This is a genomic window from Streptomyces sp. NPDC006458 (assembly GCF_040612135.1).
Lineage (GTDB): Bacteria > Actinomycetota > Actinomycetes > Streptomycetales > Streptomycetaceae > Streptomyces.
In genome coordinates this window covers 1-21,983 of record NZ_JBEXPR010000037.1, presented here as the reverse complement: position 1 = coordinate 21,983, position 21,983 = coordinate 1, and the positions used below count along the sequence as shown (strand labels likewise).

Genomic DNA, 21,983 nt, shown 5'->3' with positions numbered 1-21,983 from the left:
TCTACGGCCTCGGCGGGATCCGGTACACGGAGACATGGGAGCCCGACTCGGCGGTGAACTCGCCACCGGCCCAGTCCGCGTGCCGGGATTCCAGCTCGAAACCGGCGAGTTGGGCCATGAGGTCGAGTTCGGCGGGCCAGATGTAGCGATGGGGGCTGCGGAACAGCCGGGCCTGCGGGGTGTCGTCGAAGTGGAAGTGGTGCGACACGACATGCTGGTTGAGCACGTCGTAGGTGTCCAGGCCGAGATAACCGGGCTCGTGCTGCCATACGGTGGCCGTGCGGCCGGGTGGCAGCGCGCGCAGCTCGGGCACCCAGAGCTCGATCACGAAACGGCCGCCCGGCGTGAGATGACGGGCGGCGTTTCGGAAGCACTCGACCTGCTCCTGCTGGGTGAGCAGGTTGGAGATCGTGTTGAAGACGAGATAGACGAGGGTGAACCGCCCGGGGGCGAGGGTGGTGGCCATGTCGCCCATGACCACGGGGATGGTGTCCGCGTCGGCCTTGGTCCGCAGTTGCTCGACCATCGGGGACGACAGCTCGATGCCCGTGACGGGAATCCCGCGCCGGGCGAGGGGGAGGGCCACCCGGCCCGTGCCGATGGCGAATTCGAGCGCGGGTCCGTCCCCCGCGAGTTCCGCGAGGCGGTTCACGGCCGGGTCGAGGACCTCGGGTGCGAACATGCCGGAGCCGGGCGTGTCGTAGCGCTGGGCGGTAGCGGTGTCCCAGATCTGTTCCTGCTGCATTGCCCCAACCCTCGTGCCTAGCAACGAAGTTGTCGAGCGAATTTCAGCGGACGGCCGTCGGCACCGCCCCTTCTGCCACGGCCGGCGCGGCGTACAGATCGGCGGCGAGCCACATCAGCGTGACCCCGCTCACCACATGCAGTCCGCTGGTCAGGACCGTGTCCGCCAGCGGGGCGAGCAGGGCGGGCAGCGGCAGCGCGACCATGTACCCCCAGGCGGCCGCCGCCCTGGGCGACACCCCGGCCCGGACAGCCGAGGCACCGAACAGCACACATTCCGCCCCTTCCGCGTGCCGCCGCGTCCGGCGCGCACCCCTCAGACGGGCCCGCGGCCGAATTCCACTCCGCCGCGAAGCGGAAAACAGAACGGTCACATGACCGGAAATCAGCGTCCGCTACCTAGCGGTAACAAGTCTTGGCATGCCACATTCCTGCCTGCCACCGGCCGGCGGCCCCCACCCTCACCCGCGTGCCAACACGCTCAGGAGCGCTCTCCCCAGCTGTCCGGAAAGCGTTTCTGACCTGGCCGAACGATGGAGTTCGCCGTGTCCGGAACCGCCCCCGCCCGTCGCGCCTTCGCGCGCCTCCGCAGACGCCTGCTCACCGCCCTGACCACCGTGACCGTGCTCGGCGCCGGCCTGGTCGCGGCCGAGCCCGCCGCGGCGAGCCCGTCGAGCGGACCCACCGCGATCGTCTCGCTCGGCGACAGCTACATCTCCGGTGAGGCCGGCCGCTGGCGCGGCAACAGCCTGAACAACAGCGGCAGCCGCGACGGAACCGACCGCGCCTGGACCGGCAGAACCTACGACCCCGCCCTCGTGTACGGTGCCACGGCGGCCAACGGCTGCCACCGCTCCGACTCCGCCGAGGTCAGCAGCGCCACCGGCACCGGCGTCCAGGCCCTCGTCAACCTCGCCTGCTCCGGCGCCACCACGGCCAACGTCTTCCGCTCCGCCTCGGGCGGCCAGTCCTACAAGGGCGAGATCCCCCAGGCCGACCGCCTCGCCTCCGTCGCCGCCTCCTACGACGTCAAGGCCATCGCCCTCTCCGTGGGCGGCAACGACCTCGGCTTCGCGGCCATCATCGAGAAGTGCGCCAAGGACTACATCGTCTGGTACTCGTACTGCTACGACGACCAGCAGCCCGTCGTGGACGCGAAGATCAACAACGTGATGAACGACGTCGGCAAGAGCGTCGACGAGGTCCGCGCGGTGATGAGCGCGGCAGGCTACAGCGCCGGCTCGTACCGGATCATCCTCCAGTCCTACCCGTCCCCCATCCCGCGCGGCAGCGAGAACCGCTACGGCGAGAGCGGCTGGTCCCGCGTCAACACCGGCGGCTGCCCCTTCTGGAACAAGGACTCCGACTGGGCCCGCGACTCCCTCGTCCCCCAGCTCGCCACCCGACTGCGCCAGGTCGCCACGGCCAAGGGCGTCGAGTTCCTCGACCTGCGCGACATGCTCCAGGGGCGCGAGGTGTGCGCGACGGCGAGCAAGCTGGTCAGCTCGACGCAGCCGACGTCGGCCACCACCAGCGAGTGGGCCCGCTGGATCGACAGCACCGAGACCCAGGGCCCCGTCCAGGAGTCGATGCACCCCAACCACTACGGCCAGCTCGGCCAGGGTCGGTGTCTCGCCCTCGCCTACGCGGCGGCCCCGGGCGGCCACCGCACCTGCCGCAACACCCCGGGTGCGGGAACGGCCGGCATGTACCTCACGGCGCTGCCGTAACCGTTCCCGCGGCGTCATCCGGTGACGGGGATCAGTCCCGCACCTCCACCCCGGTGGCCGCGAACAGGGCCCCGTTCGCGGTGCATGCGCACGCTGTAAGTCAGTTCGGCGGCGTCCTCGCCCAGCTTGACCCAGGCGAAGGCGCCGTAGGCGTCCCGGCCCGGACCGTGTCGGTGAGGTGCTGGGTGACGCGGTAGGGGGCGTGGAGCTACCGGGGCGGTGGGCGGCAGGACGGTCAGTGCCGGGACGGCCGGCACGAGTGCCAGTCTTCTGGCGGCCGTGCGCCGGAGCGTGGACAAGGTCACGGGGTCCTTCTCCTGAACGGTCTCGCGTAGGGGCGCCGCCCGCGGAGCGCGGGCGGCGTGGGCGGTGCGTGGTGACCCCGTCCGCCGCCGTGGGCGGGGGACGGGGCCGTCCGAGGGGGACGAGACCGCGGTGGACCGGCTCAGCCGCGCCAGGTGTCGTTCACCGTGATCTCGCCGTTGGACGGGACGGTGGCGGTACGGTTGCCGCCGCTCTCCAGCGGCACCCGGTGGCCCCGGGCCGCGTACTCGCGGCACAGGTTCCACACCAGCGGGGACAGCCCGCCGCGCATCAGCCGGTTGTCGAACCCACCGCACTCGAACGAAAAGGCGATGATGTGCATCCCAGGGATCCCCCTCACCCGGCCGGCACGGCGCGGGCCACGGCCGCGCGCAGTCCGGGCAGATCGATGAACTCGGTGTGGGTACCGGCGCTCGCACAGGCGAAGGCACCGGAGACGGACCCGGCCACCACACAGTCCTGGAGCGCCTGCCCCTCCATCAGCGCGTGCAGGAAGGCGGTGACGAACGCGTCGCCCGCGCCGTTGCTGTCCACGACCGGGCGCTCCGGGCGCACCGCCGGGAAGTGCCGTGCCTTCTCCTCGCCGCGGACCAGCAGATGACACCCCGCCGCGCCGTCGGTCGCCACCACGAACCGGGCCCGGCCCTCGTCGACGACGCGGTGCAGGACCTCCTCCAGCCGGTCGTGGACGGCGGCCGCGCTGAGGAAGACGTAGTCGGAGTTCAGCGCGTAGGTGAGGTGGTGGGGGTTGGTCCCGTCCCAGTCGTGCAGATCGGTGGAGCTCGTGATGCCGAGCCGGTGGATGTCCTCGTACATGTCGCGGTTCACACCGGTGATCGACAGATGGACGTGGCGCGCCCGCTCCAGGTGCGGCAGACAGAACTCGCGGGGCAGCAGCAGGTCGGCCGGGTGCCGGGAGTCGTAGAAGGAGAACCTCCGGCCCCGCGCGTCGACCAGGTTGATGCCGCGCGGGGTGCCGTGCGGGGAGACCAGGTGACTGAAGTCCAGCCCCCGCTCGGCGTACGCGGCGAGCACCGCGTGCCCCTGCGGGTCGTCGCCGAGGTAGTCGATGAACTTGGTGGCCAGCCCCAGGTGGTGGAAGCCGAGCGCCACCCCGTTGCCGGTGTGCGCGACGTAGTCGTACACCGGCGGCACGTGCAGCGAGTCGCCCGGCGGGACGCGCAGCTCGTCGACGCGTACGACGGTGTCCACTCCGGCGCCGCCGACCACCAGGACGTCGTAGGGGGTCGAGCTCATGTGTGTTCCTTCCGTTGCGGGTGGGGTGTGCGGGGCCTGCTGGACCGTGCCGCCCTCCAGGACCACCGCCGAGTCGATGTCGCTGCCCGGCGGGATCGTCGCGCCGGGCAGGAGGACGCTGCGCCGGATGCGTGCGCCCGCCCCGACGCGTACGCCGGGGAAGAGCACGCTGCGCTCCACCAGGCCGTCGTTGACGATGTCCGCCGGGACCAACGACGAGGTCAGCCCGGGGCATGGGACACCCACGCGCGTGCCACCCCCGGGCGCACCGTCCAGGGCGTCCGCTCGACGGGCAGACCGGCCCGCGGACCCTCGGCCGCAGGCCTCAGACGTGCCCGGTGGTAGCGCTCGACGGTGCCGATGTCCTCCCAGTGCCCGGCCACCTCGTGGCCGCGGATGTGCTCCCCGGCCGCGAGCATCGCCGGGATGACGTCCCGGCTGATGTCGTGCTGCCAGTTCGTGCCGTCCAGCTTCTCCAGACAGCGGCGCAGCACGGCGGCGTCGAACACGCAGAACGCGGCGAACACCAGGTCGCTCGTCGGCTCCGCGGGCTTCTCGGCGAACTCGGTGAGCCGGCCCGCCCCGTCGAAGCGGACCATCCCGAACAGATGCACCCAGCGCCGCTCGATCCGCTGGTACGGCACGGTCAGCGCGGCCCCCGAGGCGCGGTGGGCGGCGATCAGCGGACGGTGGTCGAAGCGGTAGACGTGGTCGGCGTGCAGCACCAGGACCTGCCCAGTGCACCAGCATCCGGGCGCCCATGCTCTTGCCGTGGAAGCCGTGGCGCAGGGCGGCGAGCCGGTTGCGGTTCGGCCGTCGCCTGGACGACGCGCAGCGCCGCCTCCACCACCCTCTCTCCCGTTGCCGGGCTTGCCGGATACCTGTCACTACAGCCCCCACGAGTACGGACGGATGCCCGCTGCCGACTGAAACGTCTTGCAGGGCAAAGTCGTTGGCGGTGCGAGAGGTGAGTCAAACACCCTGGCGAGACGGTTCGCAAGCAATCTGAAACGTTCAGGAATCTCTTGCATCGCCATGGTCGACTCTGCTTGAGTCGATGTGGCCTTCCGGCCGTACCCGCCTCTTGACAGAGGGGAGACCTGCGAGAGCGCAACATCCCCAGAAGGCCTCGTTACCGCGGAGGCCCAGGTGAAGGCACTGGTGCTGGCGGGGCACCGGCAGCCGGCTCAGACCGTTCACCTACTCCGGCGCCAAGCAACTGCTGCCGATCGCCAACAAGCCCGTGCTGTTCTACGCCCTGGAGTCGCTCGCCGAGCGGGAGTCCACGACGTCGGCATCGTCGTCGGCGCCCACGGACCGGCGATCCGTGAACTGGCCGGTGACGGAAGCGACTTCGGACTGCGAATCACCTACATCGCGCAGCCGGTGCCCCTCGGACTCGCCCACGCGGTCCTGATCGCCCGGGACTTCCTCGCCGACGACGACTTCCTGCTCTACCTCGGCGACAACTACCTGCCCGAGGGAGTCACCGAACTCACCGGCTCCGCGACCGGACCCGCCGCGGCCCGGCCGCTGCTCACCCCCGTCGCGGATCCGTCACGCTTCGGCGTCGCCGAGGTCGACGACGACGGGCGGGTGGTGAGCCTGGAGGAGAAACCCGACACACCCCGCAGCGAGCTGGCCCTCATCGGCGTCTACGCCTTCACTCCCGCCGTCCACGAGGCGGTGCGGCGGGGAGCGGCCGCCGTCGAACCCCGCACCACCAGCTCGGGCATGATGACGAACTCGGTCTGCGGGGCCGGCGTCCCGGTCAGCTCCTCCATCAGCGCCTCGACGGCGACCTGCCCGATCGCCCGCACCGGCTGCCGGATCGTCGTCAACGGCGGATCGGTGAACGCGATGAGCGGGGAGTCGTCGAACCCGATCACCGAGACGTCCTCGGGGACCGCCAGACCTCGCTGACGCGCACAGCGGACGGCCCCGAGGGCCATCATGTCGCTGGCGCACACCACCGCCGTACACCCCTCGTCGAGCAGTTCCGCCGCGGCGGCCTGGCCGCCCTCCAGGGTGAACAGCGTGTGCCGGACCAGCCGCGCCGACTCCCCGGCCGACTGGCCGAGCCGCCGCTGCGCCGCGCGCACGAAGCCTTCCATCTTCCGCTGCACCGGCACGAACCGGGCCGGCCCCAGCGCCAGCCCGATCCGGGTGTGACCGAGCGCCGCGAGATGAGTCACGGCCAGTTCCATGGCGGAGCGGTCGTCGCACGAGACGAACGGGGCGCTGATCGCCGGGGAGAAGCCGTTGACGAGCACGAACGGCACGTCCCGCACGTGCAGTCGGCTGTAGCGGGCGGGGTCGGCGGTGGTGTCGGCGTGCAGCCCGGACAGGAAGATCATCCCGGACACCCCGCGGTCCACCAGCATCTCGGTGAGCTCGTCCTCCGTCGAGCCGCCCGGACTCTGGGCCGCCAGCACGGGGGTGCAGCCCAGCCGGGTCAGAGCCTGGCCGATCACCTGGGCCATCGCGGGGAAGATCGGGTTGTCCAGTTCGGGCGTGATGATGCCGATCAGGTTCTTCGCGCGCGGCCGCAGCCGCGAGGGCCGTTCGTAGCCGAGGTCGTCGAGCGCCGCGAGGACGTTGGCGCGGGTTCCGAGGCGACACCGCGGGTGCCGTTGATGACCCGGCTCACCGTGGCCTTGCTGACTCCCGCCGCGGCCGCGATGTCGGCAAGTCGGGCGCTCATGCGGTGGACTGTACCTGTTGGGCCACCGCGCTGCCCACAGCGCCCGGAGCCCGCCGCGTTCAGGCGACGGTCAACTCCCGTCCTCCGAACGGCCATTGCCGGACGGCGGCGAGACGTCACCGAGGCCCGCCGGCCCGTACGGCGTCCCGTCGCTCCGTTCAGAGGAACGTGGCCAGTGCGCCGAGCAGCCGGTCGACGTCGTCGTGGGTGGTGTAGGGGGCCAGACCCACCCGCAGGGCGGGGTCCGGCAGCTTCAGCGCGGTGAACGGCTCGTAGGCGTAGAACGATCCGGCCGGCGCCACCACACCGCGCGCCGCCAGATGCGCCTGCGCCTCCCGCGCGTCACGGCCTTCCAGGCCCATCAGCAGCGTAGGTGTGCGCTCGGGCGCCTTCGAGTACAGGGTGACGGCGTCGCCCAGCGCGCGCAGCCCCTCCTCCACCCTCGTGCGCAACGTCAGTTCGTGCTCGTGCAGGGAGTCGAAGGACCGGCCGAGCCGTTCCCTGCGCGAGATCCCCGGACCCGGGTCCATCCCGGCGAGGAAGTCGACGGCGGCGGTCGCGCCCGCCAGGATCTCGTACGGCAGCGTGCCGAACTCGAAACGCTCCGGCACCGCGTCCGACGACGGCACCAGCTTGTCGGGGCGCAGCGTTTCCAGGAGTTCGGGCTCCGCCGCGAGCACCCCGCAGTGCGGTCCCAGGAACTTGTACGGCGAGCAGACGAAGAAGTCGGCCCCGAGGGCGGACACGTCCACCAGGTGGTGCGCGGCGTAATGCACCCCGTCCACGTACACATACGCCCCGACCGCGTGGGCCCGGTCGGCGATCCGGCGGACGGGCGGCTCGGTGCCCAGCACGTTGGAGGCCGCCGTGACCGCGACCAGCCGGGTGCGCGCGGACAGGGCCCGCTCGTAGGAGTCGAGGTCCAGTTCCATGGTCGCGGCATCGATCTCGATCCAGCGGACCGTCACCCCCGCGCGCTCGGCCGCCCGGGGTCGCCCCGCTGCACCGGGAGATCCTCGCGGTCAGCAGACCCGGCGCCCGGCCGCCGGTCGTCGACGAACTGGTGGGCCTGCCGGCCGGGGCCGTGGAGAGGGTGAGCTCGGCAGGGCCGGGCGGGTCGCGTGCGGGCGGCCGGGCGCCGACTCAATCCTCCGGCGCCCAGCCCACCTCACCCGTACCGAGCGTGATCACCGCTCTCGGCAGCATCGGTCCCTCGCCGCGCCGGGAGAGCACCACCAGCTCCCCGACCAGGGCCGACCGCGTGCCGAGCCGGGCGGCGCACTCGGCGGCCAGTTGCTTCGGGTGCTGGGTCCGGCCGAGGGACAGGTGCGGGGTGAAACGCCCCTCGCGGCGAACGCACAGCGGGAACCGCACCGCCAGTTCCCGGTGCAGCCGGGCCCATGGGGCCGGGTCCGCCGCGGCGGGGTCGAGCCACACCGTCGCGTGGTGCCGGTGCCGGAAATACCGCACACCGGCCAGCCGCGCCGTGAACGGTCCGCACTCGGCCGCCCCGGCCGACAGCAGCGGTACGGCTCCGGTGAACGCCTCCTCCGGAACGAACCCGAACAGCAGGTTCACATGCGGCGGCCACCGCCGGATCTGCGGATCGTGCTCCCACCGGATGTCCTGGATCACCGGCCACAGCTCCGGCGGCGGCAGCCAGGCCACCGCCGTCCTGGGCGTCGGCGCGACCCCCGCCGCGTCGACGGGCTCGTCCCCGCCGAAAGCCGGCATCCCACTCACCCGGCCATCGTCCCAGGAAGCTCGGCCCTGGTCCTGGGGAGGGCCGTGCCGGGGGGAGCCGCGTTCCGCGGGGCGCCGCGTTCCGGGGAGGACCCTGTGCCGGGGGGACCCCCTGGTGGGAGAGCCCCGTGCCGGGGAGCCCCGTGCAGGGCAGGACCCCGTGCCGGAGGGAGCCCTGTGCCGGGGGGAGCCGCGTTCCGGGCAGGACCCCATGCGGGGCAGGACCCCCTGCCGGGCAGGACCCCCGGTCCCGCGAAGACCCCGGCCCCCGCCCCGGCACGATCACCGCATCCCGGTGCCATGCTGGAGACGACAGCCTCATCAGCCACGAGCGGCCACGGCGAGGCAGGCATGACGACGAGCGACCAGGGGCGGGGCGGACGACAGGAACCGGATCGGTCCGCCGACTCCACGGACGGACCGGGCTGGTCCGTCGACTCCGCGGATGGACAAGGCCCGTCTGCCGACTCCACGGACAGGTCACGCCGGTCCGTCGACTCCACCCCAGGACGAGGCCCGTCCGTCGACTCCACCGATCCCTTCGCCGCCCACGCGGACGGGAGCGGAGAGTGGGCGGTGAGCCACTCTCTGGTCGGCCAGTTCCTGGCGCGCTCGCCGATCGGCATGGCCGTCATGGACACCGACCTCCGCTACGTGTGGATCAACGACGCCCTGGCGCGGCTCGGCGGCGTGACCGGCGACGAGCGGCTGGGCAAGCGCCTGAGGGACGTGCTGCCGCGGCTCGACGCGCAGGCCATCGAGTCGGTGATGCAGGAGGTGCTGGAGAGCGGGACGTCCGCCGTCGACGTGGAGTACCACGGCCGCACCCCGGCCGACCCCGACCGGGAGCACGCCTACTCAACGTCGTTCTTCCGGCTGGAGGACGCGTCCGGCGTGGTGCGCGGGGTCTGCTACATGGTCCTCGACGTCACCGACCGCTGGCGCGCCCGGGAACGGCTCACCCTGCTGAGCAGGGCCGGAGCGTGGACGGCCAGGACCCTCGACGTCTTCCGCCTCGCGGACGGACTCGCCGAGGTGTGCGTGCCGGACCTGGCCGACCTGATCACCGTGGACCTCCTCGACTCGGTGCTGCAGGGCGAACCCGCCCGGGACGGAGCACTGTCCGGCGTACAACCGCTGCGGCGGGTCGCGCGACGGGACACGGGCGACGACGGTGCCGGGGCGCTCGCGGAGGCCGGGCGGCTCGTGCAGTTCCCGCCGGACTCGCCGGGCGCGCGCTGCCTGACCGGCGGGGACTCGCTCAGAGCGTCCGTCCCGGCGCGCTCGATCGCCGGGTGGGTCCCCGTCGAACCGCTGCCCGGCCCGGACGGACCGGACCTCGGTCCCTGCTCGGTGATGCTGATCCCGGTCCGCACGCGCGCGACGGTGGTGGGCATGACGACCATGCTTCGGCGTGCGTCGCGCGAGGCGTTCGACGAGGACGACCTGCTCGTCGCCGACGAGATCGTCGGACGGGCCGCGCTCGGCGTGGAGAACGCCCGTCAGTTCACAAGGGAGCGCAACACCGCGCTGACCCTGCAACGCTTCCTGCTGCCGCGTCAGCTCGCAGTCCAGCCGACGGTGGAGGTGGCGACGCGGTACCTGCCGTCGGGCGGCGGTGTCGGGGGCGACTGGTTCGACGTCATCCCCCTTTCGGGGGCGCGGGTCGCCCTGGTGATCGGCGACGTCGTCGGGCACGGCATCCACGCGGCGGCCTCGATGGGCCGGCTGCGGACCGCCGTACGCACCTTGGCGGGCCTGGACCTTCCGCCGGAGGAGATCCTGGCCCACCTCGACGATCTGATGCTGGGACTGATCGCCGAGGAACCCCCGGAGGACCACGGCCATGCCCCGTCGGAACTCGGCGCGACCTGTCTGTACGCCGTCTACGATCCCGTCGCCCGCACCTGTGTCATGGCACGGGCCGGTCATCCGCCGCCCGCCGTCGTGGCTCCTCACAGCGCCGTCGTCTTCCCCGATCTGCCGCCCGGCCCGCCGCTCGGTCTGGGCGGCCTGCCGTTCGAGTCGGCCGAGATGGAACTGGCCGAGGGCAGCGTGCTCGCGCTCTTCACCGACGGTCTGTTCGAGGTCCGCGGACAGGACCCCGACGTCGGTCTCGCACGGCTGAGCGCGGCCCTCTCGCCCCCCGACCGGCCGCTGGAGGCCATGTGCGGCGCGGTGCTGGAGACCTTGCACGGGCGGGAGGACGACGTGGCCCTGCTCATCGCGCGGACGCACGGGCTGGGCGCGGACCGGGTGGCCTCCTGGGACCTGCCCTTCGAACCCGCCGCGGTACGCGGCGCCCGCGCCCTGGCCCGGCAGTGCCTCGGCACCTGGGGCCTGAGCGACCTGAGCTTCACCACGGAACTGCTGGTGAGCGAGCTGGTCACCAACGCCATCCGCCACGCGACCGGCCCGATCAGGCTCAGACTGATCCGCGACACCGTTCTGACCTGTGAGGTCCTCGACACGAGCAGCGCCTCGCCCCGGCTGCGCCACGCCCGCACCCTGGACGAGGGCGGGCGGGGACTGTTCCTCGTGGCGCAGATGTCCCGCCGCTGGGGCACGCGGTACACGGCGGCGGGCAAGATCATCTGGGCTGAGCAGACGCTGCCCGGGGCGCCCGGGTGACCTCGGGACCCCTGCGGGACTCAGGCCCCCGCCGCGACGGTCTGCGCGATACGCGCGAGGGTGGTCCGCATCCCGGCCCGGTTGAGGGCGGCACGGCGGGCGGGGTTCGTCCCGGCGAAGACGGTTCCGAGCAACTCGGCGCCCCTGCCCCGCCACCCGTCGGTCCGCAGGTCCTGCCAGAACTCGGTGACCCGTGTCCCCGTGCCCTCGGCCTCGAACCGGTAGCCCCAACGGGCGATCGGCAGCCCGAAGACGCCGACGTCGAAGGCGAACTCGGTGTCCTGCCGCGCCGCCGCCACCCGCCCCACGGTGAACCAGACGAACGGGCCACGCCGGTTGAACCCGACGAACCGCGACCCCGTACGCGCCGGAGGCCGCGGCACCCACACGGAACGGCACTCGGGACTCCAGCGCCCCATGTTGCGCAGGTCCGACACCAGCCCGTAGACGACCGCGGGCGGCGCGTCGACCACCGTGCTCTCCTCCAGCCTCCACTGCCGTTCCATGCCCGCTCCCCTCACACCGCGCGGAACACCCCGCCCCACGCCCTACTCGCCGGTACGGTATCGGGCGCGCCCACCGTCCGTCCCCCCGGATGTCCGGCCCGATGTCCGGCCCGATGTCCGGCCCGATGTCCGGCCCGATGTCCGGCCCGATGGCCGACCCGGATGTCCGGCCCGGATGTCCGGCGGGCAGTACGGCGGCGCCGTTCGGCATCGTCCTGGGTCAAGAGACGGGATCGCACCCGGACGCGCGCTTGTGCCATCCGGACTGGGAGCGGGTGGCGGCGAGCACCGTGGCCGGGCTGCGCTCGGCGGCGGGGACCGACCCCACCACGACCCCCGACGGCTCCGCACGGTCGGTGAACTGTCGCTGCGCAGCCCGCGGTTCCGTCGGCTGTGGGCCCGCCACGACATCCGCCGCAAGACCCACGAGACCAAGCCCTTCCGGCATCCCCTGGTGGAGGAACTGACCCTGGACCACGAGTCGCTGACCGTGAACAGCGCCCCCGGCCGGCACTCGTCGCCCACCAGACCGCCGACGGCCCCTCGGAACAGGCGCTCACCCTGCTGGGAAGCCCGGCCGCCGAGGTGCCGGACCCCGCCCCGCGCCGAACGACCCGGCGTCGCCCGGCGAGAGGCCGGCCCGAGGGCACGTCGTCCTGAACGATCGCCGCGGGGGAGCAGCCCGGTCGGCCCCGGACTTTCGCGGCCGGGCCCGGCCCCTTCCCCGCGTCGGTCTCGGGGAAGAGGCCGGACACCGTCGGCCGCGCCGCTCAGCCGGTGATCTTCACGACGCCCGAGGCCGTCACGTCCGCGCCCGTGCCGTCGGCCGGAGCGGCTGTCAGCCGCCAGGTGAACGCCCCGGGCGCCACCGGCTCGGCCGACTCGGACGTGCGGTCCCAGGTGACGCGGACGGCACTGCGGGTGCCCTCGCCCGTCCAGGTGCGGACGAGCTCACCGGTGTCGCGGCGCGTGAGCGTCACCTGCCAGGACGCGGCGGGCTTGGAGAGCCACCAGGCGGCGGCCCAGTCACCGGCCGGCGCCTGGGGCGCGGCGGTACGGGCGACCCGGAGCGCGGAGACCTCGTGCTGCGGCGCCGTGACGTGGACCGTGTCGTCGCCGTCGACCCAGGCGAGCTTGCCGGCGCCCGCGTCGAGGGTCCAGGTCGTGCCGCGCCCGTCGCCGTCCGTCGGCTTCAGACCCGTGACGGTGCCCAGGTCGGCGGTGCCGCCGTCCGTCCGCAGTGCGGTCAGGCCCAGTTCGCCGGAGGCCTCGCGGTGCGCGAGGAACCGGTCGCCCAGGAGGACACCGGACGCCGGAGCGGAGAAGGAGTGCCCGGTCGCCAGGTCGCGCACACCCGCCGCGCCCTCGGCGCAGCTGAAGTACAACAGGGTTCCGCTGTACTGGAGTTCGTCGGGCACGCAGGCGGAGCCGAGGTCGACGGTCTGCTTGAGCGCACCGGAGCGCACGTTGATCACCTTGACCGTGCCGGGCACCTTGAGGGCCGGCTTGAACAGCCACTTCTGGTCCAGCACGGCGGCCTGCGCCGGCTGCTCGCGGACGACGAGGTCGCGGGCCGTGTCCACGACGTACTGCCGGCCGCCCGCCTCGTACAGCACGAACTCCGGTGCCGCGTCGAGGATCCGGCCGTTCGTGCCCGGCAGCGCGAAGCTGTCCGCCGGGTGCTCCGGATCGTCCCCGGTCACCAGGACGTCGGTGCCCGTGTCCGGGTCGGCGACCAGCCGGGCCAGCCCCTCGTCGGTGCCGTCGGCGAAACGGCCCGCCTCAAGGCCGGGGAAGTCCGCGAGGGCCGCGCCGTCGGCCGGGTCGAGGCCGCCGCCGATGTCCTTGCCGTGCAGGGTGCGCGTACCGGCGAGGGAGTTGACGTACCGGAGCCTGCCCCGGTCGAGCCCCAGCGCCGTGATCGCGCCGTCGGCGGTCTTGACGCGCGGCACCTGACGCAACGGCAGGCCGGAGACCAGGCCCAGGCCGTCCACGCTGAACAGGTTGACGGCGCGCGAGCCGTCGGCGTCCTTGCCGAGCACGACCAGCGATCCCGTGCCCTCGGCGCGCAGGAAGGCCTGCTCGACGTCGTCGAGCAGCGTCCGCTCGGTGTCGGCCCCGGCGAAGGGTGTGAGGTGCAAGGGCCCTCCGTCGCCCTCGTACCACAGGACGTTGTCGCCGACCACGAAGGACGTGACCTCGCTGTCGGGCGACCGGGTGGCCAGCGGCACCACCCGGGGAGCGGCAGTGCTGCCCAACGGCCTTACCCGGACACCGGGTTCGGCGCCGCGCTCGAACCAGCTGACCGTGGTCTGTGTGATGCGGAAGCTGCTCGCGTCCCCGGTCACCGGCAGCGGGACGACCCCGCCGTTGTAGGCGGTGAGGATGCCGTAGCCGGGGGTGCCGGCGGCGGTGCGGTAGCCGATGACGAGCTGGTTGTACCAGGCGCCGAGCAACTCGGGTTCGGCGCCGACGGTGGCTCCGGCGGGCAGTTGGACGACCGGGTCCACGGACGGGGACCCGCCGCGCGCCACCCGGAGCTGGTACGTGCCGTCGCCCTGGTCGACGGTCGCCAGCACCCAGCCGTTGGCCACACGCGGGTTGAGGTATCCGGCGGGCACGGCGATGGTGCTGGTGAAGCCGGGATCCTCGACGCCGACCCGCACGACGTCGGTGCCGCCGTCCTCGCGCGGCCTGGTGTAGATCACGCGGTTGACCTCGTCGTGGGCCGGCACGATGGCGTCCTGCGGTACGCCGTCCAGCGCCGGGACGGGCCTGGTGGTGCGGTTGTACGTGGTGGTCCAGAGGTAGCCGCCGCCCTCGCGGTGCAGTACGCCCTGGCTGCCGGTCGCCAGGACCGTCTCGGTGCCGTCGCCGTAGGCGTCGGGCGCGGGGACGAGGACCTCGGCCGCCTGTGCCGCGTACGCCGTGGCCGGCAGCACGGTCGTGAGTCCGGCGGCGAGCACGGTGGCGATGGCCGCGGCGACCGCCGTGGCGGTTCCGGTACGGCGGACACGTCGGGTACGTCGGGTACGGCTGGTCGTGCGCAGGTGATGGGACACCTGACCCCCTCTTGTTAACCGTAAACACTCGATGCGTGCTGTGAACACGGTTAACAGTACTGATTTGCGCGGGAGTTGTGTGCGAGAGGTGTCGCGCCCGTGCAACAGGGGTGTCACAGCGCCCCGCTGTCATCAGGCCGGACCGGCGGCCGCACCAGCCGCATCGGCCCCACCGGACCACCCCGGGCACCCGGAGCGTCGGCGGGGAACCCGCCTGCCTCGGCATGGCACTCACGCTTGGCTCCGAACGAGTGGACTCGTCCGAACGCCCCCCGGGCAAGAGCCGCCACCGGCGACACGGGTGGTGATGTTGCCGTCCGAAGCACCCTGATCCGGAAGAGGCGCCAGACATGCGACGTACCCCCTCCCGCCGTCTGCTCGCCGCGGCCCTGCTCGTGGCGTCCGTGCTCACCCCGGTGGCGGTGACTCCCGCGGCCGCCGTCCACACCCCCGGCGTCGACCGGCACCACGGCGACGACTGCCCGCCGGGCGGCCTGGGCCCGGAGGTCACCGCGCGGCTGGACAAGGCGATCGAGGACGTCCGCCGCCAGGCCGGCATCCCCGGCATCGTCGCCGGACTGTGGATGCCGGGCAGGGGTGGCTACGTCCGCGCGACCGGCGTCGCCGACACCGTCACCCGCGAGCCGATGACCACCGACGTGTTCGTACGGATCGGCAGCGAGACCAAGACCTTCACGGTCACCGCCCTGCTCAAGCTCGTCGACGAGGGCCGGATCGGACTCGACGACCCGATCTCCGACTACGTCGACCACGTACCGGACGGCGAGCACATCACCCTGCGCCAGCTCGCCGAGATGCGCAGCGGCCTGTTCCCCTACACCGACGACCCCGACTTCCAGCACGACCTGCTGAGCGACCCGCAGCGCACGTTCACCCCCCACGAGGTGCTCGCGTACGGCTTCAAGCACGACAACACCTTCGACCCGGGCGCCCAGTTCCAGTACTCCAACACCAACCTCGTCCTGCTCGGTCTCGTGGTCGAGAAGGTCAGCGGCCGGAGCCTGGCGGACTTCATCGACCAGCGGGTCCTGCGCCCGGCGCGGCTGCGCCACACGGTCTTCCCGGTCGACTCCCGCATCCCCGAGCCCCACCCGCGCGGCTACACCGACCAGACGCTGACCGGTGAGGTCACCGACTCCACCGACTGGAACCCGAGTTGGGCCTGGGCGGCCGGGGCCATGATCTCGGATCTGCACGACCTGCGCCGCTGGGCGAAGGTCGTCGCCACCGGCACGCTGCTGAGCCCGCAGACCCAGGCCGAACGGCTCAGGATGCTCCCGACGGGCCACCCCAGCACCAGCTACGGCCTCGGCATCTTCGACAGCGGCGGCTGGATCGGCCACAACGGCTCCATCCCCGGGTTTGAGACCGTGACCGTGTACCTGCCCTCGCAGAAGGCCACCCTGGTCCTCATGCTCAACACGGACATCACCTACCAGGGCCAGGAACCGTCCTCGCTGGTCGCCCGCGCGATCACCGAGATCGTGACGCCGGACAACGTGTACGACAGCCCGGTACCGCCGCGCTAGGGCGCGTATCGAGTCGTGATCATCGGGTGGACCTGGTGACGCACGTGGAGCCGACGTGAGCCGACCGGTGCGCTGATGTCCGGGCGGGGACTCAAGGGACATGGCCCGGCACTCGGCTCAGGTTCCGGGGAGGATACGGCGTGTTTCGTAGGCCCACATCGCGATCTCGACCCGGTTGCGGGCGCCGAGTTTGGCCATCAGGCTGGCCAGATGCGTCTTCACCGTGCTGAGGCTGATGTGCAGTGCATCGGCGATCTCGGTGTTGGTCAGCCCGCGAGCGACGGCGAGGAGCACCTGCTCCTCGCGGGCGGTGATGGGGGACACCGGCTGGGCCACGGGCCGGCCGGCGGGCAGGTCCGCGAATGCCTGGAGCAGACGGACGGTGACGCTGGGCGCGATGAGCGCCTCACCGTCGGACGCCGACCGCACGGCCTGCGCCAGAAGGTCCGGTCCCGTGTCCTTGAGGAGGAATCCGCGGGCGCCGGCACGCAGTGAGCCGTAGACGTACTCGTCGAGGTCGAACGTGGTGATGACGACCACGGCCAGCGGGTCGGCGACGCCCGGGCCGGCGACCAGCCGGGTGGCCTCGAGCCCGTCGAGTACGGGCATGCGGATGTCGAACAGGCAGACGTCGGGGCGTAGTTCGCGGGCCAGACGTACCGCTTCCCGCCCATCGGCGGCCTCGCCGACCACCTCGATGCCGGGCTGGGCGTTCAGCATGATCCGCAACCCGGTGCGGATGATCGTCTGGTCGTCAGCGACGAGGACGCGAATGGACACCGCTCTCGCTCCTCGCTCTCGGCAGTTCAGCTTCGACATGCCAGCCCCGGTCAGTACCCGGGCCGGCTCGTAGTGTGCCGCCGAGCAGGGTCGCGCGCTCGCGCAGTCCGGTAAGTCCGTATCCGTCGCGACCCCGGCCGGTGCGCCGGCCGTTGTCGCGCACGCTCACCCGTACCGTGTGCCGTTCCGCGGCGACCCGAACGACGAGCTCGGTCGCGTCGACCGCATGGCGCAGCGCGTTGGTCACCGACTCCTGCACGATCCGGTAGACGGCCGCGTCCACGGCCGGGGGCAGCGCGTCCAGTTCGCCGTCGAGCCCCAGGTCGACCCTGAGGCGACCACCCGGGGTGCGCACCAGGCGCTCCAGATCCGCGACTCCGGCAGGGGGCGCCAGCTCGGCGCCGACCCCGCGGTCGCGCAGCGTGGCGACCATGGCGCGCATTTCCTCCAGCGTGCGCGCCCCTTCCTCCTCGACCCCCTCCAGCGCCTCGACGGCGGCGGACGGGTCGGTGCCCGCGAGCACCCGGCCCGCCTGGGCGATGATCACCATGGCCGACACGTGGTGGGCCACCGTGTCGTGCAGTTCCCGGGCGAGCTGCTCGCGCTCGCGGGAGCGCACCTGGTCCAACTGCCGCTCGCGAGCGGTCACCCGGAACCGCACGGCAGCCCCGGCCACGCCGGGCAGCAGCAGGAAGGCGAAGCCCACGACGTTCTCGACGACGGGGGTCTCGTCCGTGACGGAACACAGCGCGCCGACCGCGAGGATCACCGCGCCGCCCAGCACGATCTCGCGTCCCGATCCCCACCGGGGCAGCGCGTACACCAGCACGAGCACGACCGCGCCGGCGTACAGGCCGACGGGCTCGCGCGGCGCGGCGACGAGCGAGGCCACCGGAAGCAGGCCCACCGAGCCGAACGCCAGGGTCACCATCGCCAGCGGGCGGGTCCGGCGCCACAGGGTCAGCAGGCACAGCCATACGGCGAACACCACCGCCACCGGCCGCCACACGACGTCCTCGCGCAGGGTGGCCTCCAGCGCCACACCGGCAAGGCCCGCGGCGAGCAGCGCCCAGTCCCGCCGCACCCGGGCGGGCGCGTCGGGCGGCCGGGGTTCGGTCCACAGGGTTCGCAGGTCGTCTCGGAGCACGGTTCTCAGCTTAGGGACCGCGGCGTGCCGCGCATCGGCCGAAAGGACGGGTCGTCACTCCGCCCCGGGGCCGACGGATCCGCGGCCTGCGGGCCGATGCCGCGGAGCGCCGTGGCGACGAGCCTTTGCATCGTCGGCCGTACAAGGACGGCCGACGAGGTGGTTGGAGGACCCGATGCTCTCGAAAGCCCTGTTGCGCCTGGGCGCAAGCGCCGCCCGCCATCCCTGGCGGGTGATCGGGGCATGGCTGATCGCCGCCACGCTCGCCGTCCTCGCCGCCGTCGGCTTCGGCGGGCGTACCGCGGACTCGATGACCGCTCCGGGACTGGACTCCCGACGGGCCGCGGAACTGATCGAGCGGGCAGGCACCGGCCAGGAGGGGATGACCGCCCAAATGGTCGTCACCCCCCTCGACGACGGTGCGACGTTCTTCGACGACGACGGCGCGCGCACCGCTCTCACGCGGCTGCGGGCCGAGGTGAAGCGGCTGCCGCACGTGCTCGGCACGAGCGACCCGGCGGGGGCGCTCGACACGGGCGGGGGCACCGCCGTGCGCGGCGGCCTGGTTTCTGCCGACGGGCGGATCGCGGTCGTCCGGGTGCAGTACCCCGACCAGAGCCGGCTGTCGGCCGAAGACCTCGACGCCCTCGTCGATCTCGGCGACCGGCTGCGCGCCGAGCTGCCGCTGCGCATCGAGATGGGCGGGAACCTCTTCTACGCCTTCTCCGACCCCGACGGCGGCGTGAGCGAGCTGATCGGCCTCCTCGCCGCGGCCGCGATCCTGTTCCTGGCGTTCGGTTCGCTCGTCGCCGCCGCGCTGCCGATCGGCATGGCGGTCTTCGGGCTGACCGTCGGGGTCGCCACGATGACGGTACTGGCGGGGGTGACAGAGGTCCCCACCTTCGCACCGGTCCTGGGCAGCATGGTCGGGCTCGGAGTGGGCATCGACTACGCGCTGTTCGTGCTCGCCAGGCACCGGGAGTACCTCGCGTGCGGGCTCGATCCGCAGGCGGCGGCCGGACGAGCGGTGGCAACGGCGGGGCGGCCGGTGGTCTTCGCCGGCGGCACCGTCGTCGTGTCGATCCTCGGCCTGGCGGTCGCGAACGTGCCGTTCATGACGGTGGGCGGGGTTGCCGTCTCGATCGTCGTCCTGACGATGGTGCTCGCGTCGGTGACACTGCTGCCGGCCTTCCTCGGCGCGGCGGGCCCGCGCCTGGGCCGGGCCGGCCGGATCGGCCGGGCTCTGCAGACCAGGAAGCTGGGCCGACTCGCACGGCGGCCGGACCCGGCGGCAGGCGCCGCCCACGCCGCCGGGTGGCGTCGCTGGATCGGGCACGTCAGCCAGCACCCGGTGCCGTACGCGGTCGGCGCGGCGGGGCTGCTGCTGACCGCGACGCTGCCCGTGCTCGGCCTGCGCGTCGGCCTGCCCGACGACGGCTCACTGCCCCACAGCCGTACCGAGCGCCGGGCCTACGACCTCGTCGCCGAGGGGTTCGGCCCGGGCACCAACGGTCCCCTCGTCATCGCCGCGGACCCCGCCGGTGATCCGGGAGTGCTGGACCGACTCGTCGGGGCGGTCGCGGCGGATCCGGGCATCGCATCCGTCGCGCCGACGCACATCGATCGGGCCACCGGCATCGCGACCCTCGTGGTGTTCCCGACCACCAGCCCTCAGGACAAGGCCACGGCCGACACCATCGCCCGGCTGCGCACCGACGTGCTGCCCACGGCGATCGGGCACGGCCCGGCCAGGGCCCACGTCGGCGGCGCCGCCGCGAGCCTGTCCGATGTGGGCCAACGCACCAGCCAACGCCTGCCGGTGTTCGTCGCCGCCGTGCTGGCGATGTCGTTCCTGCTGCTGATGCTGGTCTTCCGCTCGATACTCGTACCGCTCAAGGCGGTACTGCTGAACCTGCTGAGCATCGGCGCGGCCTACGGCATCATGGTCGCGGTCTTCCAGTGGGGCTGGGGAGGCGCACTCATCGGGCTGGAAGCAACGGTTCCGATCGTGTCGTTCATCCCGATGTTCCTCTTCGCCATCCTGTTCGGCCTGTCGATGGACTACGAGGTGTTCCTCCTCTCCCGCGTACGCGAGGAGTACCTGCGCACCGGCGACAACGGCACGGCGATCGTTGAGGGCGTCTCGCGCACCGCCCGGATCATCACCTCGGCCGCCCTCATCATGGTGGCGGTCTTCCTGTCCTTCGCCGTCGCCGATGACCCCTCCACCAAAATGTTCGGGCTCGGCCTGGCCACCGCGATCTTCATCGACGCCACGATCGTACGCATGGTGCTGGTACCGGCGACCATGACACTCCTCGGCCGGACCAACTGGTGGCTGCCGAAGTGGCTGGACTGGATGCTTCCCCGCGGCCCGGTCGGCACCGACGACACCGACGCGGAATCCACGGGTGAAGCCCCGCGTCCACGGCTGGTTGACCGTTGACTCAACTCCTGCCCGCCCTTGGCGTCCAGCACCTCAGCGCGTCACCAAGGGGCATATCGAGTCGTGATCATCGGGTGGTCCTGGTGAGGTCCTCGATCCAGATCATCGAGGCGCGCAGGTGGAGACCGGCGAGGTAGCTGTCGGGAGTCTTGTCGTATCGGGTGGCGATGCCTCGCCATGCTTTGAGCTTGTTGATCAGGCGTTCGACGGTGTTCCGCTCCTTGGTGATCGACCACGCGGTCACGCTGCCCGGCGTCGACCCCGGACGGCTGGCCGTGATCGGCTGGAGCTTCGGCGGCTACCTCGCCCCGCGCGGCGTCAGCGGGGACCCGCGGGTGGCCGCCCTGGTCGCCGACCCCGGGCGGTGGGACCAACTGGAGAACCTCACAGCCCCGGCACCAGGGGGCGACGCACGACCAGGCTCTCCACCGCGTACGACAGCTCCCGCACGGAATCGTCCGGCTTCGGGTGGTAACGGCCCGCGCAGACCGAGAGGTTGACGATGAGAGAGGCGTGCCAGCCCGACCCGACACCGCGCCCGTCGGCGAAGACCTGCTTGCCGTTGAGCAGCCACACCACACTGCGCCGGCCGAACGTCACACTCAGGTTGATCACGGCTCCGGGGCGGACGGCGCTGTCGCGGACATAACTCCCGCTTCTGCGCACATGGTTGGTGAGCTCCAGCAGATCCGGGTTGTCCGGGTGGTACTCGAAGACATCGACCTCGTTGCCGCCGTCGCGCCAGGTCCAGATCGCCGGCCAGGCACCCAGCCCGACCGGCAGGCGCACTCGGGTGTCCAGCCGGTCGCCGGTCCGCACCATGAAGGCCTCGGGACTCTCCTCGGTGGTGAGCAGACCGGCGTCCCACAGCCCGTCCGGCCGGCGGGTGGCACGGAAGGTGCCGGTGCGGCAGTACCCGGGATCCGCGGTGAGGTAGTCGAGCTTGTTGTCGCCCGGGTTGGTGGGGCCTCCGTCGGGATAGGCCCATGAATGCCCCGCGACCCACTGGCGTTCGGAGGAGAAATCTGCGGCGAAGACGACATCGCTCACGACCGGGCTCCCTTGTGACACCTGCTCCACATCGCTGACCAGGTGATCCCCGAAGCCGGGCAGGTCATGCGGCCTCTCGGCGTGGCGACTTTTCTTTCACGCGAACGAGTGACAGCCCGGCCTCCCTGAGCCTGAGGGCAGGATCACCCCCCGGCCGATGTGCCCGGCATCCCCGCATGACAGGGTGAACCCTGCCGATCGCAGGAGGGGAGTTCGGGTGGCCGCGCCCATACAGCTGACACGGATGCACCGCGTTCTCATCGGCGTGGTCGTCTTCGGTGCCGTGATCATCGCCGGCATCGGTTTCGC

At 72.3% G+C, this 21,983-nt stretch carries 16 protein-coding genes and 4 pseudogenes; 6 read left to right on the top strand and 14 right to left on the bottom strand.

The window, feature by feature from the left end:
* Position 1 precedes the first annotated feature (1 nt).
* Both ABZZ79_RS34655 and ABZZ79_RS34650 read right to left on the bottom strand, forming a co-directional pair.
* Entirely contained in the window at positions 2-745 is a 744-nt protein-coding gene (locus tag ABZZ79_RS34655; protein WP_356695728.1) for a class I SAM-dependent methyltransferase, read from the bottom strand.
* Between the two features lie 43 nt (positions 746-788).
* Positions 789-1,016, bottom strand: a complete 228-nt coding sequence (locus ABZZ79_RS34650; RefSeq protein WP_356695726.1) for a hypothetical protein — start codon at positions 1,014-1,016, stop codon at positions 789-791.
* 351 nt (positions 1,017-1,367) lie between these two features.
* Here ABZZ79_RS34650 and ABZZ79_RS34645 point away from each other — a divergent pair, with 351 nt between their 5' ends.
* The gene (locus ABZZ79_RS34645) at positions 1,368-2,474 is read left to right on the top strand and encodes a GDSL-type esterase/lipase family protein (RefSeq protein WP_356695808.1); all 1,107 of its coding nucleotides are present in this window, start codon (positions 1,368-1,370) and stop codon (positions 2,472-2,474) included.
* Positions 2,475-2,919: 445 nt separating this feature from the next.
* On the opposite strand, the gene ABZZ79_RS34640 is transcribed toward ABZZ79_RS34645, so the two are convergent.
* From ABZZ79_RS34640 to ABZZ79_RS34630, 3 genes are read right to left on the bottom strand one after another with little or no spacing between them, the layout of a single operon-like run.
* The gene (locus ABZZ79_RS34640) at positions 2,920-3,120 is read right to left on the bottom strand and encodes a hypothetical protein (RefSeq protein WP_356695724.1); all 201 of its coding nucleotides are present in this window, start codon (positions 3,118-3,120) and stop codon (positions 2,920-2,922) included.
* 14 nt (positions 3,121-3,134) lie between these two features.
* The gene (locus ABZZ79_RS34635; protein ID WP_356695722.1) at positions 3,135-4,301 is read right to left on the bottom strand and encodes a PfkB family carbohydrate kinase; all 1,167 of its coding nucleotides are present in this window, start codon (positions 4,299-4,301) and stop codon (positions 3,135-3,137) included.
* Positions 4,277-4,780, bottom strand: a complete 504-nt coding sequence (locus tag ABZZ79_RS34630) for a sugar phosphate nucleotidyltransferase (protein WP_356695720.1) — start codon at positions 4,778-4,780, stop codon at positions 4,277-4,279. Before ABZZ79_RS34630 ends, ABZZ79_RS34635 begins: the two co-directional genes overlap by 25 nt.
* A gap of 424 nt (positions 4,781-5,204) precedes the next feature.
* Here ABZZ79_RS34630 and ABZZ79_RS34625 point away from each other — a divergent pair.
* Positions 5,205-5,771: pseudogene (locus tag ABZZ79_RS34625) on the top strand (sugar phosphate nucleotidyltransferase); the annotation flags it as partial.
* Here the strand turns inward: ABZZ79_RS34625 and ABZZ79_RS34620 are convergent.
* The 3 genes and pseudogenes from ABZZ79_RS34620 to ABZZ79_RS34610 all read right to left on the bottom strand — a co-directional run bounded on the left by ABZZ79_RS34620 (position 5,711) and on the right by ABZZ79_RS34610 (position 8,493).
* A pseudogene (locus tag ABZZ79_RS34620) lies at positions 5,711-6,759 on the bottom strand (LacI family DNA-binding transcriptional regulator). The pseudogenes ABZZ79_RS34625 and ABZZ79_RS34620 sit on opposite strands and share 61 nt — an antisense overlap.
* Before the next feature lie 158 nt (positions 6,760-6,917).
* Positions 6,918-7,754, bottom strand: a pseudogene (locus ABZZ79_RS34615) (aminotransferase class V-fold PLP-dependent enzyme); the annotation flags it as partial.
* Positions 7,755-7,902: 148 nt separating this feature from the next.
* Positions 7,903-8,493 carry a 2'-5' RNA ligase family protein gene (locus tag ABZZ79_RS34610; RefSeq protein WP_356695806.1) on the bottom strand — a complete coding sequence of 197 codons (591 nt, stop codon included), beginning with the start codon at positions 8,491-8,493 and terminating at the stop codon, positions 7,903-7,905.
* Between the two features lie 585 nt (positions 8,494-9,078).
* Here ABZZ79_RS34610 and ABZZ79_RS34605 point away from each other — a divergent pair.
* Positions 9,079-11,133 (top strand): SpoIIE family protein phosphatase, encoded by a 2,055-nt coding sequence (locus ABZZ79_RS34605; protein ID WP_356695718.1) that lies wholly within the window; start codon positions 9,079-9,081, stop codon positions 11,131-11,133.
* Positions 11,134-11,153: 20 nt separating this feature from the next.
* Here the strand turns inward: ABZZ79_RS34605 and ABZZ79_RS34600 are convergent, their stop codons facing one another.
* Positions 11,154-11,639, bottom strand: a complete 486-nt coding sequence (locus ABZZ79_RS34600) for an SRPBCC family protein (RefSeq protein ID WP_356695716.1) — start codon at positions 11,637-11,639, stop codon at positions 11,154-11,156.
* Here ABZZ79_RS34600 and ABZZ79_RS34595 point away from each other — a divergent pair.
* Complete coding sequence (locus ABZZ79_RS34595) at positions 11,638-12,420, top strand: hypothetical protein (protein WP_356695714.1); 783 nt, start codon at positions 11,638-11,640, stop codon at positions 12,418-12,420. The two genes, ABZZ79_RS34600 and ABZZ79_RS34595, sit on opposite strands and share 2 nt — an antisense overlap.
* On the opposite strand, the gene ABZZ79_RS34590 is transcribed toward ABZZ79_RS34595, so the two are convergent.
* Positions 12,410-14,701, bottom strand: a complete 2,292-nt coding sequence (locus tag ABZZ79_RS34590) for a hypothetical protein (protein ID WP_356695712.1) — start codon at positions 14,699-14,701, stop codon at positions 12,410-12,412. The two genes, ABZZ79_RS34595 and ABZZ79_RS34590, sit on opposite strands and share 11 nt — an antisense overlap.
* Positions 14,702-15,051: 350 nt before the next feature.
* On the opposite strand from ABZZ79_RS34590, the gene ABZZ79_RS34585 reads away from it, so the two are divergent.
* Positions 15,052-16,251, top strand: a complete 1,200-nt coding sequence (locus tag ABZZ79_RS34585; RefSeq protein WP_356695710.1) for a serine hydrolase domain-containing protein — start codon at positions 15,052-15,054, stop codon at positions 16,249-16,251.
* 117 nt (positions 16,252-16,368) lie between these two features.
* Here ABZZ79_RS34585 and ABZZ79_RS34580 read toward each other — a convergent pair whose 3' ends face one another.
* Together ABZZ79_RS34580 and ABZZ79_RS34575 are read right to left on the bottom strand one after the other, a co-directional pair.
* Positions 16,369-17,031, bottom strand: a complete 663-nt coding sequence (locus ABZZ79_RS34580; RefSeq protein WP_356695708.1) for a response regulator transcription factor — start codon at positions 17,029-17,031, stop codon at positions 16,369-16,371.
* A complete protein-coding gene (locus ABZZ79_RS34575; protein WP_356695706.1) occupies positions 17,006-18,178 on the bottom strand; it encodes a histidine kinase in 1,173 nt (390 codons plus the stop codon). Before ABZZ79_RS34575 ends, ABZZ79_RS34580 begins: the two co-directional genes overlap by 26 nt.
* 175 nt (positions 18,179-18,353) lie before the next feature.
* Between ABZZ79_RS34575 and ABZZ79_RS34570 the strand changes: the two genes are divergently transcribed.
* The gene (locus ABZZ79_RS34570; RefSeq protein WP_356695704.1) at positions 18,354-20,624 is read left to right on the top strand and encodes an MMPL family transporter; all 2,271 of its coding nucleotides are present in this window, start codon (positions 18,354-18,356) and stop codon (positions 20,622-20,624) included.
* 67 nt (positions 20,625-20,691) lie between these two features.
* Here ABZZ79_RS34570 and ABZZ79_RS34565 read toward each other — a convergent pair.
* Together ABZZ79_RS34565 and ABZZ79_RS34560 are read right to left on the bottom strand one after the other, a co-directional pair.
* Positions 20,692-20,853, bottom strand: a pseudogene (locus ABZZ79_RS34565) (IS5/IS1182 family transposase); the annotation flags it as partial.
* Positions 20,854-21,008: 155 nt separating this feature from the next.
* Positions 21,009-21,674, bottom strand: coding sequence for a beta-glucanase (locus ABZZ79_RS34560; RefSeq protein ID WP_356695702.1), 666 nt, complete (start codon positions 21,672-21,674; stop codon positions 21,009-21,011).
* Positions 21,675-21,983: the final 309 nt, after the last annotated feature.